The sequence below is a fragment of the Thermopolyspora flexuosa genome, assembly GCF_006716785.1.
GTDB lineage: Bacteria > Actinomycetota > Actinomycetes > Streptosporangiales > Streptosporangiaceae > Thermopolyspora > Thermopolyspora flexuosa.
Genome location: NZ_VFPQ01000001.1, coordinates 4664520 through 4681676, shown reverse-complemented (window position 1 = coordinate 4681676; position 17157 = coordinate 4664520). Strand labels below are relative to the sequence as shown.

General features: G+C 72.5%; 14 protein-coding genes and 1 tRNA gene. 5 read left to right on the top strand and 10 right to left on the bottom strand.

Translation table 11 applies throughout. The features are described from left to right. Positions 1 to 3: 3 nt before the first annotated feature. From FHX40_RS20050 to FHX40_RS20025, 6 genes are all read right to left on the bottom strand, one after another. Entirely contained in the window at positions 4 to 936 is a 933-nt protein-coding gene (locus tag FHX40_RS20050; RefSeq protein ID WP_142261051.1) for a glycosyltransferase family 2 protein, read from the bottom strand. A gap of 136 nt (positions 937 to 1072) precedes the next feature. Then, positions 1073 to 1726 carry a polysaccharide deacetylase family protein gene (locus FHX40_RS20045; protein ID WP_244941607.1) on the bottom strand — a complete coding sequence of 218 codons (654 nt, stop codon included), beginning with the start codon at positions 1724 to 1726 and terminating at the stop codon, positions 1073 to 1075. 344 nt (positions 1727 to 2070) lie between these two features. Next, positions 2071 to 3009, bottom strand: a complete 939-nt coding sequence (locus FHX40_RS20040) for an NAD-dependent epimerase/dehydratase family protein (RefSeq protein ID WP_142261049.1) — start codon at positions 3007 to 3009, stop codon at positions 2071 to 2073. 254 nt (positions 3010 to 3263) lie between these two features. Continuing rightward, a complete protein-coding gene (locus tag FHX40_RS20035) occupies positions 3264 to 4310 on the bottom strand; it encodes a 2-oxoacid:ferredoxin oxidoreductase subunit beta (protein WP_142261048.1) in 1047 nt (348 codons plus the stop codon). Further along, the gene (locus tag FHX40_RS20030; protein ID WP_142261047.1) at positions 4303 to 6147 is read right to left on the bottom strand and encodes a 2-oxoacid:acceptor oxidoreductase subunit alpha; all 1845 of its coding nucleotides are present in this window, start codon (positions 6145 to 6147) and stop codon (positions 4303 to 4305) included. The genes FHX40_RS20035 and FHX40_RS20030 overlap by 8 nt, the downstream gene beginning before the upstream one ends. A gap of 625 nt (positions 6148 to 6772) precedes the next feature. Next, positions 6773 to 8158 carry a polysaccharide deacetylase family protein gene (locus tag FHX40_RS20025; RefSeq protein WP_142261046.1) on the bottom strand — a complete coding sequence of 462 codons (1386 nt, stop codon included), beginning with the start codon at positions 8156 to 8158 and terminating at the stop codon, positions 6773 to 6775. 161 nt (positions 8159 to 8319) lie between these two features. On the opposite strand from FHX40_RS20025, the gene FHX40_RS20020 reads away from it, so the two are divergent. Beyond that, entirely contained in the window at positions 8320 to 8850 is a 531-nt protein-coding gene (locus FHX40_RS20020; RefSeq protein WP_142261045.1) for an NADH-quinone oxidoreductase subunit B, read from the top strand. Beyond that, positions 8840 to 9409: an NADH-quinone oxidoreductase subunit C gene (locus tag FHX40_RS20015; RefSeq protein ID WP_142261044.1), complete on the top strand. Its 570-nt coding sequence runs from the start codon at positions 8840 to 8842 to the stop codon at positions 9407 to 9409. The genes FHX40_RS20020 and FHX40_RS20015 overlap by 11 nt, the downstream gene beginning before the upstream one ends. Positions 9410 to 9695: 286 nt before the next feature. Here the strand turns inward: FHX40_RS20015 and FHX40_RS20010 are convergent, their stop codons facing one another. Continuing rightward, positions 9696 to 10307: a ComEA family DNA-binding protein gene (locus FHX40_RS20010; RefSeq protein WP_229788538.1), complete on the bottom strand. Its 612-nt coding sequence runs from the start codon at positions 10305 to 10307 to the stop codon at positions 9696 to 9698. A 727-nt stretch (positions 10308 to 11034) separates the two neighbouring features. On the opposite strand from FHX40_RS20010, the gene FHX40_RS26115 reads away from it, so the two are divergent. Both FHX40_RS26115 and htpX read left to right on the top strand, forming a co-directional pair. After that, positions 11035 to 12225, top strand: coding sequence for a 4Fe-4S binding protein (locus FHX40_RS26115; RefSeq protein ID WP_280525117.1), 1191 nt, complete (start codon positions 11035 to 11037; stop codon positions 12223 to 12225). A 340-nt stretch (positions 12226 to 12565) separates the two neighbouring features. Next, on the top strand, positions 12566 to 13420 hold the full coding sequence (gene htpX / locus FHX40_RS20000) for a zinc metalloprotease HtpX (RefSeq protein ID WP_142261043.1): 855 nt from the start codon (positions 12566 to 12568) through the stop codon (positions 13418 to 13420). Between the two features lie 21 nt (positions 13421 to 13441). On the opposite strand, the gene FHX40_RS19995 is transcribed toward htpX, so the two are convergent. Both FHX40_RS19995 and FHX40_RS19990 read right to left on the bottom strand, forming a co-directional pair. After that, positions 13442 to 14017, bottom strand: coding sequence for a pyridoxamine 5'-phosphate oxidase family protein (locus FHX40_RS19995; RefSeq protein WP_142261042.1), 576 nt, complete (start codon positions 14015 to 14017; stop codon positions 13442 to 13444). Positions 14018 to 14774: 757 nt separating this feature from the next. Beyond that, on the bottom strand, positions 14775 to 15263 hold the full coding sequence (locus FHX40_RS19990; protein ID WP_142261041.1) for a YajQ family cyclic di-GMP-binding protein: 489 nt from the start codon (positions 15261 to 15263) through the stop codon (positions 14775 to 14777). Positions 15264 to 15409: 146 nt separating this feature from the next. Here FHX40_RS19990 and FHX40_RS19985 point away from each other — a divergent pair. Next, positions 15410 to 15494, top strand: a tRNA-Tyr gene (locus tag FHX40_RS19985). A 392-nt stretch (positions 15495 to 15886) separates the two neighbouring features. On the opposite strand, the gene FHX40_RS19980 is transcribed toward FHX40_RS19985, so the two are convergent. Continuing rightward, entirely contained in the window at positions 15887 to 17134 is a 1248-nt protein-coding gene (locus tag FHX40_RS19980) for a GNAT family N-acetyltransferase (protein WP_211350332.1), read from the bottom strand. Positions 17135 to 17157 lie beyond the last annotated feature (23 nt).

Below are 17157 nucleotides of genomic sequence, written 5' to 3'. Positions count from 1 at the left end.
GGGTCACCCCGCGAGCGAGCGGACGCGGCGGGACGGCAGGACGAGCGCGGCGAACGACGCCCGGGACGTGCGGCGGCCCGCGAGCGCGCGCAGCGCCTCGCCGAGCGCGACCGCGAGGAAGTAGGCGGCCGAGGCCACCCGCCCGTGCCGCCGCCGGTACAGCCGCACCTTGTTCACCACGAGCAGCGAGGCGAGCCGCGGGTTGACCCCGGAGTCGCCGCCGATGTGCTCCACCACCGCCGCGGGCTCGTACCAGAGCGTCCAGCCGTGGTCCGCGGCCCGCAGCGCGTACTCGGTCTCCTCGCTGTAGAGCAGGAACGACTCGTCCCAGTCGCCGATGTCGCGGATCACCCGGGTGGACACGAGCATCGCCGCGCCGGTCGCCCACACGGCCGGGCCGGGCCGCTCGTACTCCCGCGGGTCGGTGACGAGTTCGCCGAGCCCGGCGATGCGCCCGGCGAGGTTGCCGCCGATCACCGCCTCGGCGAACGCCCGCCCCACCGTGGGCATGCGGCGCAGCGACGGCTGCAGGCTGCCGTCGGGGTTGACCAGCTTCGGTACGGCGATGCCGACCCGGCCGCGCAGCGCCGCGGCGAGCCGGGCGAGGCAGCCCGGCCGCAGCCGGCAGTCCGGGTTGAGCACGAGCACCGCGTCGAGATCGTCGAGGTCGAGCGCGGCGACGCCGGCGTTCACCGCCGCCGCGTACCCGGCGTTGCGGCCGACCTGGACCACGCGCACCGGCAGCGCGCCCGCGGCACCGGCGGCGATCTTCACCGAGTCGTCGGCGGAGGCGTTGTCCGCGACGACCACGGCGGCGAGCCGTACGCCCGCGGCGCCGTCGGGGAGCGACGCGAGGCAGCCGCCGAGCACGTCGGCGCTGTTGTAGGTGACGATCACGACGGCGACGCGGGGCTCGGGACACGGATCGTGCGACATCACGTGACCGTCCGTGGGGGGAATTCGGGCATGCTCCCTCGCTCTCGGCCCGTTCGGGATCGGGGGTCGATTCGGGGCGCGGGGGTCGGGTGGGGGTCGCCGGGCGGCGCCGGGGGAGCGGGCCGCCCGCCGCCGCTCAGCCGCGCAGCCGTTTCACGGTGCGGGCCGCGAACGAGCGCGCGCGGGCGAGCGGTGAGGGGCGCCCGTCGAGCACCCGGCGCGTCCAGGCGGCGTCGAGGTCGTGCCGCAGGCTGGTGCGGGCCTGCAGCCAGGCGTCGGGCCGGGCGCGGCCGCCGTCGCTGGTGTAGGCGCGGGTCACGCCCGCCAGGCGCAGCCGCCGCAGCACGTGCCGGTCGTACGACCCGAACGGGATCGCCACCCGGGTCACCGGCCGGCCGGTCAGCTCGCTCAGCACCCGGTGGGCCTCGCCGAGCTCCTCGCCCGCCTCCCTCGCGTCGAGCCGCCGCCAGTCCCGGTGGGCCCAGCCGTGCGAGCCGACGGTCATGCCCGCCGCGACCAGCTCCCGCACGCCGTCGGCGTCGAGCCGGCCCGGCTCGCCGAGGCGTCCGGCGAGCACGAAGAACTCGGCGACGAGGCCGCGCTCACGCAGCCGGGGCAGCGCGATCTCCACGTCGGAGGCGTTGCCGTCGTCGAAGGTGAGGCGGACGTCCGGGCGGCCGGCCACCGCGTCGAGCACCTGCTCGAACTGCTCGACGGTCACCCACGTGTCCTGCTCGCCGGGCTCGAACGGGCGGGACGGCGGGCCGATGCCGTGCACTGTGAGGTTCACCACCGAACGCATCAACAGCCTTTCCAGGTATCGATCGGGGCATTTCGGGCCCGGCCTCGCACGCGGCCTTGTGGAATGTTCCCATTGTCAGTGATATCTGCTTTCGCGGTGACACGATAGCGGGATTTCGGCATCGTGTCCGCCCCGGAATTCCGTGATTCGTCACCGCGGCGCGGCCGTACGGGATTCCCGGCGTTCGTTAGGGTATTCGGTGCGTGCGCGTCAAGGCCTGGCGGTGGCCGATTCAGGACATCGATTCCGGCGACCGGCCACGGGTGGCGCGATACCTCACATATGGGAAATGCATCACATTTGATGATCGCGTCACATTTCCCGGCAAAGGCTCAGTGGTGCGCGGCGTACCAGGCGACCGTGCGCCGCAGGCCCTCCTCCAGGCCGACCCGGGGCCGCCAGCCGAGCACCTCGGCCGTGGGGCCGATGTCGCTGACCTGCGGCCGGTCGAGCGGGCGGTCGGGCACCGCGCCGAACCGCGGCCGTCCCGGCCCGCCGGCGATCCGGGCGAGCAGCTCCACGGTCTCCCGCACGGTCACCTGGCCGCCCCCGCCGACGTCGAGCACCCGGCCCGCCGCCGCCTCCACCCGGGCGGCACGCAGGAACGCGTCCACCACGTCGTCGACGTACACCCAGTCCACCGGCCGGGTGCCGCTGCCGATCTCCGGGTCCTCGCCGCGCAGCAGCTTCAGCGTCACGTACGGCACGAGCTTGCGGGTGTCCGGCTGCGCCGGGCCGTACACCATCGCCACCCGCAGCACGGTCACCGGCACGCCCCACAGCGCGTGGAACATGCGCGCGTACCCGGTGGCGGCCCACTTCGCCACCGCGTACGGCGACTGGGGCGTGGGATCGCCCTCGCGCGGCTCCTCCACCGAACCGGCGAGCACGAGGCGGCGGAGCGGGACCTCGGTGGCCGCGGCCAGCAGGTTCACCGCGGCGACGAGGTTGCCGTCGAGGGTGGCGCGCACGACGCCCGGATCCCGCGCCCCGGTCACCGCGCTCGCCAGGTGGAACACGTGGTCGGGGCGGACCCGCCGGATCAGGCCGAGCACGGCCTCCGGGTCGGCGAGGTCGGCGACGTGCCACACCTCGCCGTGCTCCGACACCCGCGCGGGGCGGCGGCTCACCGCGTGCACCACCGCGCCGAGCTCGGCGAGGCGCCGCGTCAGATGGGCCCCGATGAATCCGGTCGCCCCGGTCACCAGCGCCCGTGCCCCGTTCCAGAAATCCGCGTCCGCCACGCTGCCGCCCTCCACCTTCACCGGCATGATCGATCACGACTATCGCACAAGCGTGAATCTTCCGGGCCGATCTTGAAATATCCGGACGGTCAAAATCATGTTCCGGACGGGCGGCGGAACGGGAGAAACGGCCGGACCGCCTTTTCGCGATTTTCGGCGGTCACGTAATCGCGTTTGCGGACATCTGGACCGCCGGTGCGGAAATACGGTCGGGAAAGCGAACGGGGCCCGGCGTGCGCCGGGCCCCGCTGCCTGGGTTCGCTCGAAACCGTAGAAAAGGATCAGTTCACCCGCCAGGTGTCCCCGGAGAGCAGCAGCTCGCGCAGGTCGCCCCTGCCCTGCTCGGCGATCGCCCGCTCGATCTGCTCGTTCATCAGGTCCTCGTACGAGGGCCGGTCCACCGAGCGGAAGATGCCGATCGGCACGTGCTGGAAGGCCGGCTCGTCGAGCCGGGACAGCGCGAACGCCACCGACGGGTCGGGGTTGCGCACGTCGTGGACGAGGATCTCCTCCTCGGGCACGGACGCGCGGTCGACCACCTCGAGGCTGCCGTTCGCGGCCCGCCGTACCGCCTTGGTGGCCGAGACGATCGGCTCGCCGTGCTCCAGGCGCAGCGTGATGTCGTCCCGCGTCCCCGGCTCCTTGAGCCGGTCGAACGCGTTGTCGTTGAAGATCGGGCAGTTCTGGTAGATCTCCACCAGCGCGGTGCCGCGGTGCTCCGCCGCCGCGCGCAGCACCGACTGCAGGTGCTTGCGGTCGGAGTCGATGGTGCGGGCGACGAAGGAGGCCTCCGCGCCGATCGCGAGCGAGATCGGGTTGAACGGCCGGTCCACCGAGCCCATCGGCGTCGACTTGGTGATCTTGCCGATCTCGGAGGTGGGCGAGTACTGGCCCTTGGTGAGGCCGTAGATCCGGTTGTTGAACAGCAGGATCTTCAGGTTGATGTTGCGGCGCAGCGCGTGGATCAGGTGGTTGCCGCCGATCGACAGCGCGTCGCCGTCACCGGTGACCACCCACACCGACAGGTCGGGCCGGGAGGCGGCGAGACCGGTCGCGATCGCCGGGGCGCGGCCGTGGATCGAGTGGATCCCGTAGGTGTTCATGTAGTACGGGAACCGCGAGGAGCAGCCGATGCCCGAGACGAACACGATGTTCTCGCGCCTGATGCCGAGCTCGGGCAGGAAGGACTGCACCGCCGCCAGGATCGCGTAGTCACCGCAGCCCGGGCACCACCGGACCTCTTGGTCGGACTTGAAATCCTTCAGGGTCTGCTTGCCGTCGGCCTTCGGAACGAGCCGCAGGCCCTTGCCGTTGAGGGACTCACTCACTGTCGATCACGTCCTGGATCACTCCGGCCAGCTCCTGGGCCTTGAACGGCAGGCCGCGCACCCGGTTGTAGCCGATGACGTCCACGAGGAACCTGGCCCGCAGCACCATCGCGAGCTGCCCGAGGTTGATCTCCGGCAGCAGCACCTTGTCGTAGGAGCGCAGCACGTCGCCGGTGTTCTTCGGCAACGGGTTGAGGTGGCGCAGGTGCGCCTGGGCGACCTTGCCGCCCGCCGCGCGCACCCGCCGTACCGCGGCCGCGATCGGGCCGTAGGTGGAACCCCAGCCGAGCACGAGCACCCGCGCGTCCCCGGTCGGGTCGTCGACCTCGAGGTCCGGCACGTCGATGCCGTCCACCTTCGCCTGGCGCAGCCGCACCATCAGGTCGTGGTTGTCCGGGTCGTACGAGATGTTGCCCGCGCCGTCGGACTTCTCCAGCCCGCCGATGCGGTGCTCCAGCCCGGCCGTGCCCGGGATCGCCCACGGGCGGGCGAGCGTCTCCGGGTCGCGCTTGAACGGCAGGAACGCGCCGTTCTCGCCGTTCGGCTCGGTGGCGAACGGCACCGAGATGTCCGGCAGCTCGGACGGCTCGGGCACCCGCCACGGCTCGGAGCCGTTGGCGAGGTAGCCGTCCGACAGCAGGAACACCGGCGTGCGGTACTTCAGCGCGATCCGCGCCGCCTCGATCGCCGCGTTGAAGCAGTCGGACGGCGTGGCCGGGGCGACCACCGGCACCGGCGACTCGCCGTTGCGGCCGAAGAGTGCGAGCAGCAGGTCGGTCTGCTCGGTCTTGGTCGGCATGCCGGTGGACGGGCCGGCCCGCTGCACGTCCACGATGATGAGCGGCAGCTCGGTGGCGACCGCGAGGCCGATCGTCTCGGACTTCAGCACCACGCCCGGGCCCGAGGTGGTGGTCACGCCCAGCGACCCGCCGAACGACGCGCCGAGCGCGGCGCCGACGCCGGCGATCTCGTCCTCGGCCTGGAACGTGCGCACCCCGAACCGCTTGTGCTTGGACAGCTCGTGCAGGATGTCGGAGGCCGGCGTGATCGGGTAGGAGCCGAGGAACAGCGGCAGCCCGGACTGCACCGAGGCCGCGACGAGACCGAGCGCGAGCGCCTGGTTGCCGGAGATGTTCCGGTACGTGCCGGGGGCGAGCTTGGCCGGCTTCACCTCGTAGGAGACCGAGAACGACTCGGTGGTCTCGCCGTAGTTCCAGCCCGCCTGGAACGCCGCGATGTTCGCCTTGGCGATCTCCGGCTTCTTGGCGAACTTGTTCTCCAGGAACTTGATCGTCGCCTCGGTCGGCCGGTTGTACAGCCAGGACAGCAGGCCGAGGGCGAACATGTTCTTGGCGCGCTCGGCGTCCTTTTTGGAGATGTCGAAGCCCTCGAGCGCCTTGACGGTGAGCGAGGTCAGCGGCACCGCGTGCACCCGCCACTCGTTCAGCGAGCCGTCCTCGAGCGGGTTGCCGTCGTAGCCGACCTTCTGCAGGTTGCGCTTGGTGAACTCGTCGGTGTTGACGATGATGTCCGCGCCGCGCGGCAGGTCGCCGAGGTTCGCCTTGAGGGCGGCCGGGTTCATCGCGACGAGCACGTTCGGGGCGTCGCCCGGGGTGAGGATGTCGTGGTCGGCGAAGTGCAGCTGGAAGCTCGACACCCCCGGCAGGGTCCCCGCCGGCGCGCGGATCTCCGCGGGGAAGTTGGGCAGCGTGGAGATGTCGTTGCCGAACTCGGCGGTCTCCGCGGTGAAGCGGTCGCCGGTGAGCTGCATGCCGTCGCCCGAGTCGCCCGCGAAGCGGATGATCACGCGCTCAAGCTGCCGGACCTGCTTGGTCATCGGGCCTCCCCCTCGGGAGCGGACGTGCGGCCGCCCCGGCTGCTGTCGATCTCGATCTCGCTCACCGGATCTCCTTGGCCGGCCCCACGGCCAGGGTGGTGCTTCCTCTGGTTGCCTCGCTGCGCTCGATCACAGCTCAGTCCTCCCGGTGCGCGTCAGGACGTAATGATCGTGACGCGCTTGTCGCCTACATGCTAAGTCGCGTTCGGAACAAACATCATTCCTGCGCGACCCGGAGAAGTGTGTGTCCTGGGCCGCACATGCGGGGGTCGGTCGCGGGGGCGTGCCCCGCCGTACCCGAGGGGCGTCCCGTCGTCGAGGTGGGGACTTGCGCGGAGGAGACCCGTCGCGGGTCGGGGCCCGGCGGCCGTGGCCGCGTCCTCAGGCCCGGAGGATCAAAGGACGACACAGCGTCGCCGCCAACCGGCCGAAATCGACGTGGCGGCGGGCGAACAGCATGGTCTTCGTCACGATGGCCCACTATACGACGGTGGTGGGCGCGCGCTCCGCGCAGCCCTGCGTGTCTCCGGCAAAGCCCGCGCCGGGGACCGGCGCTTTTTCAGCGTACCGTGAGATTTTCGCGACCGGTCGTGTCGGCCGTGCCGTACCGGCGTGGGTCTTCCGGCTATCCGCCCAGGTCGGCGACGGTGACAAAGATGTATCCCCGGCGTGCGAGGCCGTACAGCACCTTCGGGAGCGCCTCGACCGTGGCGCGGGTCTCGTGCAGGAGCACGATCGTGTTCCGGCGCGCGCCGGTGAGCGCCCGCTCGGCGATCGCGCCGGGGTCGGCGAGGCCGGCGGTGACGTCGGGGCGTACGAGCGTGACGCCGAGTTCGCGGGCGACCGCGGCCGTCCTGGCGTCCGCGCTTCCGTACGGCGGCAGCACGAGGGCGGGCGTGGTGCCGGTCACGGTGCCGATCGCGTGGCGGCCCTGCCGGATCTGGTCGGCGATCTCGCTCGGCGGCAGGGTGGTGAGGTCGCGGTGCGACCAGGTGTGGTTCGCCACGAGGCCGCAGGACGCGTGCACGTGCCGGACCAGGTCGGGGCGGGCCACGGCGTTGCCGCCGAGGACGAAGAACGTGCCGCAGGCCCGGTACCGCCGCATGATCTGGACGATCGACGCGGTGTACGGCCCCGGGCCGTCGTCGAAGGCGAGCGCGACGCACGGCCGTTCCGCGCAGTCCACGGCGGAGCCGCCCCGCGGGGCCGCGGCGGCGGACGGCGCGGGGCGTTGCCCGGCCGGCGGCGTGGTCGCCTCGGGCACGGAGGCGCGGACCGCGGCCTGGGCCCGGCGGCCGAGGTCGGACAGCAGGGCGGCGGCGGAGGCGGCCGGGATCTCGACGGCGATGCGCTCGGTGGCGCCGATCCGCGGGTCGTCGAGCTCGACCACGAGGTCGCCGCGGCGGGTGAAGGTGAGCGAGTCGAACAGCTCCGGGTCGGGCGTGATCAGTGACGGGGCGACGCCGGTCCGCCGGACCGCGACGAGCCGCCGGACGGCGTCGGCGAGCGTGGCGAGGCCGCCCGGGCGGAGCAGGTCCGCCGACGGGTGGAGGGCCGCGCCGGGGCGGTCGTACCAGAAGGTGCTAAAGCCGTTGGTCCAGCCGTCGCCGGTGAGCTCGCCGAGGCGGAGCCGTACCCCGAGCACGTCGCCGGTGGCCGCGACCAGCCGCCAGTCGGCGTTCACCGCCCGCTGCCCGACCTCCTGCTTGCCGGCGCCGCGCGGGGCGGCGGCGACCCGATCGCGGACCGCGCGACGCAGCCAGGCGCGCAGGCCCCGGCCGAGGGCGGGCGCGTCGGCGAGGGTCGGGTAGGTGAGGTGCACCTGCGGGGAGTCCTGCGCGATCGTGCCGACGCCGAGCCTGGGTACCCGGGCCGGGTCGACGAAGTCGATGACCGCGGGTCCGGACGGCACCACGACGCGGTCCGCGGCGCGCGGGGACGGCGTGACGCCGCACGCCGTGGGCAACAGGGCGAGCGACGCGAGGCACGCGACGGACCGGAATCGGGGCACGAAAATCACATTAGGGGTGATTTCTTCCTATTTAGTGGTCTTTTACCTGATCAACGATCAACCTTTGGCTGCGGTGGGTAACCGCCGCACGACCTTGGCGCGGACGGGGCACGCGTCCGGGGACCGGACAATAGGAGGGAGCGCGAGGAGAGGAGGGCGACATGGCGGTGACGGATCTGCCGATGCCGGTGAGGCGCCCGGACGCGGGCTCCCCGGCGCGGGCGGGGGCCGCGCCGCTGCGTCTCACCCTCGACGCCGGCGGCCGCCGCTACGCGCTGTGGGTCTTCGACGTCGGCCTCGCCTGCTGCGCCGTCGAGTTCGCCGCGGCCTCGGCGAGCGGCCTCGGCGAGGCGGCGGCCGACGCTCCGGCGGACGGGGAGACCGCGGCGGCCGACGTGGACGTCATGGTGGTCTCCGGCACGGTCACCGACAAGATCGCCCCGGCGGTGCGGCGGCTCTACGACGAGCTGCCCGACCCCAAGTACGTCATCTCCTTCGGGGCGTGCGCCAACTCCGGCGGGCCGTACTGGGACTCCTACTGCGTGACCAAGGGCGTGGACCAGCTCGTCCCCGTGGACGTGTACGTGCCCGGGTGCCCGCCGCGGCCCGAGGCGCTCCGGTACGGCATCGCCCGGCTCGAGGAGCGGATCGCGGCCGGCGGACCGGACCGGGAGGCCGTGGATGAGCGCTGAGGCGTCCGCCCCGGACCTGCGGGCCGCGCTGCGCGACCGGTACGGCGAGCGCGTGCGGCTGTCGGAGTCCTTCGGCGAGCTCACCGCCGAGGTCGCGCCCGAGCTGTGGCCGGATCTGGCGGCCTTCGCCCGCGACCGGCTCGGCATGACGTTCTTCGACTGGCTCACCGGCGTGGACGAGCCGCCGGACCGCATCGCGGTGGTGGCACACGTCTACGACATCGCCGGCCGGCGGCGCCTGCTGCTGCGCACCGCGGTCGACCGGGGCGCGCCGCGCCTCGCCACCCTCACCGGGGTCTACCGGGGCGCGGACTGGCACGAGCGCGAGACGTACGAGATGTTCGGCGTGGTCTTCGACGGCCATCCGGACCTGCGGCCGCTGCTGCTGCCCGACGGCTTCGAGGGGTACCCGCTGCGCAAGGACTTCGTGCTCGCCGCCCGGGTCGCCAAGCCCTGGCCCGGGGCGAAGGAACCCGGCGAGTCGGGCCGCGCCACGGCGCGCCGCCGCAGGCCGCTGCCGCCCGGCGTCCCGCCCGACTGGGGCACGCCGGAGGGCTGACCGCCGTACGCCGCGATCCGCCCGGCCCGATCGGGGGTCGGCGCGCCGGCGGGCTCGCCGTCCGGACCGGCGATACCGGCATATCCGGATAAGAAAGACCTTCTGGTTATCGCCGTGTTCCGCGCCGATCGAGCAATGCGCGCAACGGTTTCCACCGCGGCGGATGAGCGGTCGTTCAGGGATCATCCGAGCCGCCGTGAGGAGTGATCGGGGGAGGCCCCGGGCCTGCGCCCGGCCCGGGGCGGATGCTCGTGTCCCGGTCGCGGACGCTCCGGTGCGGACCGGGTCAGTCCAGATAGATCGTGTACTCGGCGAGGTCGGAGGTGAGGTGCGGGGGCAGTCCGACCGTCGCGGAGAGTTCCTCGGCGGAGATGAACGCGCCCACCGTGTCGCGGACCTCGACGATCTTCTGGGCGAGCTCGGGGGTGATGCCCGGAATGGTGGCGATCACCTCGGCCGGCGCGTGGTTGACGTCCACCAGGCCGCCGTCGTCGTACTGGCGGGGCAGGTCCGGGCGGCCGATGCGCAGCTCCTTCGCCAGGCCCGGGTCGTTCTTCGCGAGCTCCCGGGCCTCCTGGCGGAGGTTCCTGCGGTGCTGGGCCATGGCGATGGCGCGCTCGTTCGCCGTCTGCGGCGGCTTGCGCAGGCCGAACACCTGGGACCGGATGAGGAACGAGTGGGCGGTGCCGCCCGCCCAGTTGCCGAACAGGCCCAGCGACGCGAGCAGGGCGATGGCGTCGCTCTCGGCGCCCGCGGCGCCCAGCAGGAAGGTGAACAGCCCGAGCCCGTAGATCACGGCGCACAGGGCCAGGGCGGTGCTCTTGGCCCGGTACGCGCCGTACCCCATCGTGAACGGGGTGGCGAAGCCGCAGGTGAACAGCGGTGCCAGCGCCCACACGATGCTGCCGGCCTCGGACTGCTGCGGAACGGGGGGCGGAGGCGGGGGAAAGCCCGGGACGGGCGGAGGGCCGCCCGGGAAGGCGCGGGGATCGTGCGGCCGCGGCGGACGCGGCGCGTGGGGACGCGGCGGGGCGGGCGGCCGCGGTGGGTGGGGTGGTCGACGCGGCCCGGCCGCTCCCGGATTGCGTACCGGGGGCGGGGCGGCCGGTGGCGGGGGCGGGAAGACGTCCGGCGCCGGTCGGGAACGGATGGGCACGGTCGGGCCCGCGGAGGCCGCGGCATCGGGGGGCCTCTCACCCTGGCGCCTCGGATCGGGGGATGCAGAAGGGGAACGTTGCGGATTCCGGAAGGGAGGCTGGGGATGCCCCTGGGACACGTCGCCTGCTTCGTCGTGCGGATCGAATGGATGGGATCCCCGGTCCCCCGGCCCGTTCGTCGACTGCATATCCGAAGAATACGTAGTCGGGCATGCAGGGGCATCGGCCTTTCGGTGGAGTTTGACCGCGTTCACGCTTGTGGATAAACCGCGCGTCCTGTGGACGGTTGTGCGAAATGTGCGGGTGGAACGCGTGGACGGGCCGCCGCCGCGGTGCCGGTAAGGTGCAGGACAGGGGGATGACCCACGTCGGCGGGCGATCGTCTCCCGGCACGCCCGGACGAGCCGCGCGAGCCGCCGGCGGAGCGCACCTGCCGGGACGGAAAGGCTGGCGAAAGGGCTGATCACCGTGCGCGACACGACGCAGAGACCGACGCCGCGGCACTCGGAGACGCGGCCCGGCCTGCCTGCGCGCAGCCGCGGGGTCATCGCGCTGGTCGAGGAAAATTGCACGGCCTGCATGCTGTGCGCCCGCGAATGCCCCGACTGGTGCATCTACATCGACTCGCACAAGGAGACCGTGCCGGCGCCCGAGGGCGGACGGCCGCGCGTGCGCAACGTGCTCGACCGGTTCGCGATCGACTTCTCGTTGTGCATGTACTGCGGCATCTGCGTCGAGGTGTGCCCGTTCGACGCGCTGTTCTGGTCGCCGGAGTTCGAGTACGCCGGGCACGACATCCGCGACCTGCTGCACGAGAAGGACCGGCTCGGCGAGTGGGTGGCCACCGTGCCGAACCTGCCGCCGTCCGTCCGCCGCGAGGCCTCCGCCCCGGCCACGGAGGCCGCCTCCGCCGTACCCGAGGCCACGCCGGAGCAGGCCGAGACACCGGTACGGCCCGCCGCCGCGGCCACGGCGACCGAGCGGCCCACCTCCGGCACTGCCGTACCCGGACCGGGTGGGCGACCGCGCTCCGGGGCCGGGTCCGCGCGCGAGCTGCTGACCAACGTGCGCTCGATCCGCCCGCCGGGCGGACTGCCCGGTGGTGCGTCGGCCGCGCCCGAGCCGGGTGGGTCGCCCACCGAGAAGCCGGGTGGCGCGCGGCGCCCGAGCGCCCGTGACCTGCTCGCCAATGTGCGGTCGATCCGCCCGCCCGGTGCGTTGCCCGGTGGTGCGTCGGCCGGGTCCGAGCCGGGTGGGTCGGCCGCGGGGTCGCCGGCCGAAGCGCCGGGTGGCGCGCGGCGTCCGAGCGCCCGTGACCTGCTCGCCAATGTGCGGTCGATCCGCCCGCCCGGTGCGTTGCCCGGTGGTGCGTCGGCCGGGTCCGAGCCGGGTGGGTCGGCCGCGGGGTCGCCGGCCGAAGCGCCGGGTGGCGCGCGGCGTCCGAGCGCCCGTGACCTGCTCGCCAATGTGCGGTCGATCCGCCCGCCCGGTGCGTTGCCCGGTGGTGCGTCGGCCGGGTCCGAGCCGGGTGGGTCGGCCGCGGGGTCGCCGGCCGAAGCGCCGGGTGGCGCGCGGCGTCCGAGCGCCCGTGAGCTGCTGGCGAACGTGCGGTCGATCCGCCCGCCGGGCGGCCTGCCGAAGGACCGCGACGACGCCTAGGACGGCGATCCGGCCACGCCGACGGCGGGTGGAGCGCATCGCCTGCGCGTGGTGAGGACGAGCCGGCAATGCCGGGTGCCGCGGTGCGGCGCCCGGCGCCGAGGCCACGGGTGATCCATGGCCACCCGCGACCGGCACGGGCTCCCGGGCCGAAAGCCTCGCAGCCCTCTTTTGGCGCGGCCATGCGACCGATTCATGAGCCGTTTAGCTTGTAAGCAGGATCGCCAGAATTCCTCCCAAAAGTCCGCTTTGGACTGATCGTCCGAGGGAACGTTCACCGCTGTCACATGCGTTGATACGGGTGACAGCGGACTAACGCATGCGAGGCAAAGGGGGAGGCGTGCACCACAACGGTCTGCGTACCGCGGTTCTCCTGGGCGCCCTTTCCGCGCTGATCCTGGCGCTGGGGGCGTGGCTGGGAGGCAACGCCGGAGTGCAGATCGCGATCCTCGTCGCCCTGCTGACCAACGGCATCGCCTACTTCTTCTCCGACCGCATCGCGCTGTCCGCCATGCGGGCCCGGCCGGTGAGCGAGGTCGAGCAGCCCACCCTGTACCGCATCGTGCGGGAGCTGTCCACGCAGGCCCGCCAGCCGATGCCTCGCCTGTACCTCTCGCCGACGATGCAGCCCAACGCGTTCGCCACGGGCCGCAACCCGAGGAACGCGGCGGTGTGCGTCACCCACGGCCTGCTCGCCATGCTGAACGAGCGCGAGCTGCGCGGCGTGATCGCCCACGAGCTGTCGCACGTCTACAACCGCGACATCCTGATCTCGTCCGTGGCCGGCGCCCTCGCGACGATCATCACGTACTTCAGCTACATCGCCATGTTCTTCGGCGGCTCGTCCGATGACGACGACGGCCCCGGCCTGCTGGGCGCGCTGCTCATGATGATCCTCGGCCCGGTCGCCGCCACGATGATCCAGCTGGCCATCTCCCGGGCCCGCGAGTACCAGGCGGACGAGTCGGGCGCGCTCCTCACCGGCGACCCGCTGGGCCTCGCCTCCGCGCTCCGCAAGATCGAGATGGGTACCCGGCGCATCCCGCTGCCCGAGGACACCCGCATCGCCTCCGCCTCGCACATGATGATCGCCAACCCGTTCCGCGGGGTGGGCATCGGGCGGCTCTTCTCCACCCACCCGTCGACCTCGGAGCGCGTCGCCCGCCTGGAGCGCATGGCCGGCTACCGCCGCTGAGGCACGACCGACCGGCGGCCGTCACACCTTGGTGGCGGCCGTCTCGATCTCTTCGTCGGTGAGCGCCGGGAGCCCGTCGATGCTCCGCCGGTTGTTCTTCATCCGGTACTCGCGCAGCTGCCCGGCGTCCTTGCGCTCGGCCCACTGGTCGAGCATGTCGCGGTCCTTCTCGAAGTTCAGGTACGGCACGGCGAAGCCGCACGAGTCGGCGATGCGCTCACAGCGCACCACGATGATCGACCGCGCCCCCGGATGCGGCCCGAACCGCGCGAGCAGCCCGTCCCACTCCGCGTCCCCCGGCGTCACCACCCGGCCGGTGCCGTACAGCCGCAGGATCTTCGGCGGCCCGGAGAACGCGCAGAACATGATGGTGATGCGCCCGTTGTCCCGCAGATGGGCGATGGTCTCGCTGCCGCTCCCGGTGAGGTCCAGGTACGCGACGGTGGTGTCGTCCAGGACCGCGAACGTGTCGGCGTACCCCTTCGGCGACACGTTGACGTGACCGCCCTCCCGGGGAGCCGTTGCGACGAAGTACACCGGCTGCTCGGCGATGAACTCCCGCAGCCGTTCCGTCAGCCTGTCGTAGACCTTTCCCACGTCACCTCCCGCGCGACATCCCGACCGTAGCCAAGGTCGGCCCTCGGAGGTGACATTCGCCACATTTCCCGCCTCCGGCCCGGACCACCCGCGCTCCCTACCGCGGTGCGCCCATCGCGCTCCTCAGCCCACTGACCAGCACGATACGGCGGGCCCGAGACCCGGCCGTGCCTGGGTGCCGCCCCATCCGGTACGGCACGGCCACCGCCCTAGCCGTGCACGTTTCATCGCCTCACGCCGGTCGTGCCGAGCCGGTCCGCCGGTCCATCGCGCCCTGACCGTGCGTCGCCGCCGCAGGCGGGGCCTCGCGAGATGCACGACGTGCGGTGGCGTTGTGGAAAACGGCGGGGCGCTCGTCATCCACAGGCGCCGGGTCACGCCGTGGGGTCGTGGTCCGATGCCCGCCGGCCGCCCCGCGCAGCCGTGCGCCCCGCCCGCAAAGGATCTCGCCCGTCTCCGCGTGGCCGGGGCGTCCCCTTTCGCCCGCACCATGACCGTGCATCGCCGTCGGGCTTGTACTTTGCCCGGTGCCCGCTGCCGGTCTTCGCGTTCGGCGGCGCTACGGGCCGCGTAACGGGCCGTTCCGGTAAGCGGGGAGGGGGTTCGCCGCGCCCGTGTCCGCGAACGGCCCAGGGCACACGGGAGGGGCCACGGCCGTGACCGGCGCGTGCTCGTGACCGTATGCCCTGGGATCCCCCGCCTCGTCCGCGCGCCGTACCGCAAGCCGGACGCGGTGCGGCAGGGTGCCGTCGTCGCCTCAGCGGTAGTTCACGAACTGCAGCGCGATGTCGAGGTCCTTGCTCTTCAGCATGGCGATGACCGCCTGCAGGTCGTCCTTCTTCTTCGAGCTGACCCGCAGCTCGTCGCCCATGATCTGCGCCTTCACGCCCTTGGGCCCCTCGTCGCGGATCATCTTGGCGATCTTCTTGGCGTGCTCCTGGTCGATGCCCTCCTTGAGGGACACCGGGAGCCGGTACTCCTTGCCCGACGGCTTGGGCTCGCCGGCGTCGAGGATCTTCAGCGACTGACCGCGCCTGATGATCTTCTCCTTGAAGACATCGAGCACGGCCTTCGCCCGCTCCTCGGTGTTGGCCCTGATCTCGATGTCCTTGCCCGACCAGGCGATGCTGGCCCCGGTCCCCTTGAAGTCGAACCGGTGCCCGATCTCCTTAGCCGTCTGGTTCAGCGCGTTGTCGACCTCCTGCCGGTCGATCTTGCTGACGATGTCGAAACTCGAATCGGCCATCGGTGCTGAGTGTCCTCCCTTTCCTCCCCGACCCTACCGACACCCACCCCCGCGGAGACAGATCACCGCTCCCGCAAACCCGTGTCACGAACACCCCGGAAGTCCGCTATCCTTCTACGTGTCACCGCGACGAGCGGGACTGACCAGGCAGGTTGCCCGAGTGGCCAAAGGGAGCGGTCTGTAAAACCGTCGGCTCAGCCTACCCAGGTTCAAATCCTGGACCTGCCACCAGCAGGAGGCCCCTGACCAGCGGAAATGCAGGTCAGGGGCCTTAATCGTTTTCCACGTGCCTCTCGCCGTCACCGGTAGGAGGTGACCCGCGACCAGACGAGGCCGCCGGCCCGGACGCGGGTCGTACCCCGTGACCGCCCCGTCCACCCCATCCATGGGTGCGACGGCGACCCGGTGCCACCTTCGCGCGTACGCCGAGCGGTCGGTGCCTTCGCTCACCCAATGGGGGACCCCGAGCCAAGAGAACCGGTCCGCCGGGCGTCCAGGGACGTCGGGTGCGCCTCCGCCTCACTCGACCGCCGCAGGCCGGATCAAGGGAGGGAGATCACCCGGAGAGCCCTCAGGCGCCCGCCCGGCGGTGTTTCCGGGCCTGGTGCGGGCGGGACCAGGGTTTACCGGCCGACGACAGGGCTGCGGCGTTCGATGAGGACGACGTCGCGCCAGCGGCCGTGGTGGCGGCCGAGGCGGTGGCGGACGCCGACGACGCGGAAGCCCGCCTTCTCGTGGAGGCGCAGGCTGGCGGTGTTCTCCGGGAAGACGCCCGACTGGATGGTCCAGATGCCGGCGGACTCGGTGGACTCGATCAGGGCGTTCAGCAGCGCCAGGCCGATGCCGCGGCCACCGTGGTCGGGGTGGACGTACACCGAGTTCTCCACCACCCCGGCGTACACGCATCGGCCGGAGACCGGGCTGACCGCGATCCAGCCGACGACCTGGCCGCTGGCGGCGTCGACGGCCACGTACCGGTGGAGCGGCAGCTTGCCGGCGTCGAAGGCATCCCACGCCGGGGCCGTGGTCTCGAAGCTCGCGTTGCCGCCGTCGAGCCCGGCCTGGTAGATGGCGAGGACCTGCTCGGCGTCGGCCGCCCGCATAGGCCGGATGAGGATTCCGGGCGGGGCGTCGGGCCTGTGCGCCTGGGTGATCGCGGCATGGAGGCCGCCGACCACGGCGCGTTGGCGCGTGACCGTGTACGTGCTGAATCCGGCCCGGGCGAGCAGGTCGCGGTAGTCGGCCTCGGTGAGCGTGCCGAGCGCGCAGCCGACGAGCCGCTCGGCCTCGGCGCGCCGGTCCGGGTCGAGTCCGTCCTCGGCGATCACGTCGGCGATCACGAGCCTGCCGCCGGGCCTGAGCACGCGGAACGCCTCGTCGAGTACGCGGGGCTTGTCGGCGGACAGGTTGATCACGTAGTTGGAGACGATGACGTCCACGGCGGCGTCGGGGAGCGGGACGTCCTCGATCGCGGCGTGCAGGAACTCGACGTTGCCCACCCCCGCCTCGGCGGCGTTGGCCTTGGCCAGCTCGAGCATCTCGGCCGAGGCGTCGAGGCCGTACACCTTCCCGGCCGGCCCGACCCGGCGCGCCGCCAGCAGCACGTCGAGCCCGCCGCCGCACCCCAGGTCGAGGACGGTCTCCCCGGGCCGGGGCTCGGCCACGCCGACCGGATCGCCGCACCCCAGGCTCGCCCGGAGGGCCCCGTCGGGCAGCCCGCTGGTGTCCCGGTACCCGGACGTGCCGAAGCCCTCGTCGACGGCCCCGTCCGGCCGGGAGTCGAGGATCCGCCGCCCCTCCTGGGCGACTCTGGCCATCCGGTCGAAGCGGGCGACGATGTCCGCTCTGGTCATTGCCTCGCTCTCGGTCATGTCCTCTCCATTCGGCCGGGGTG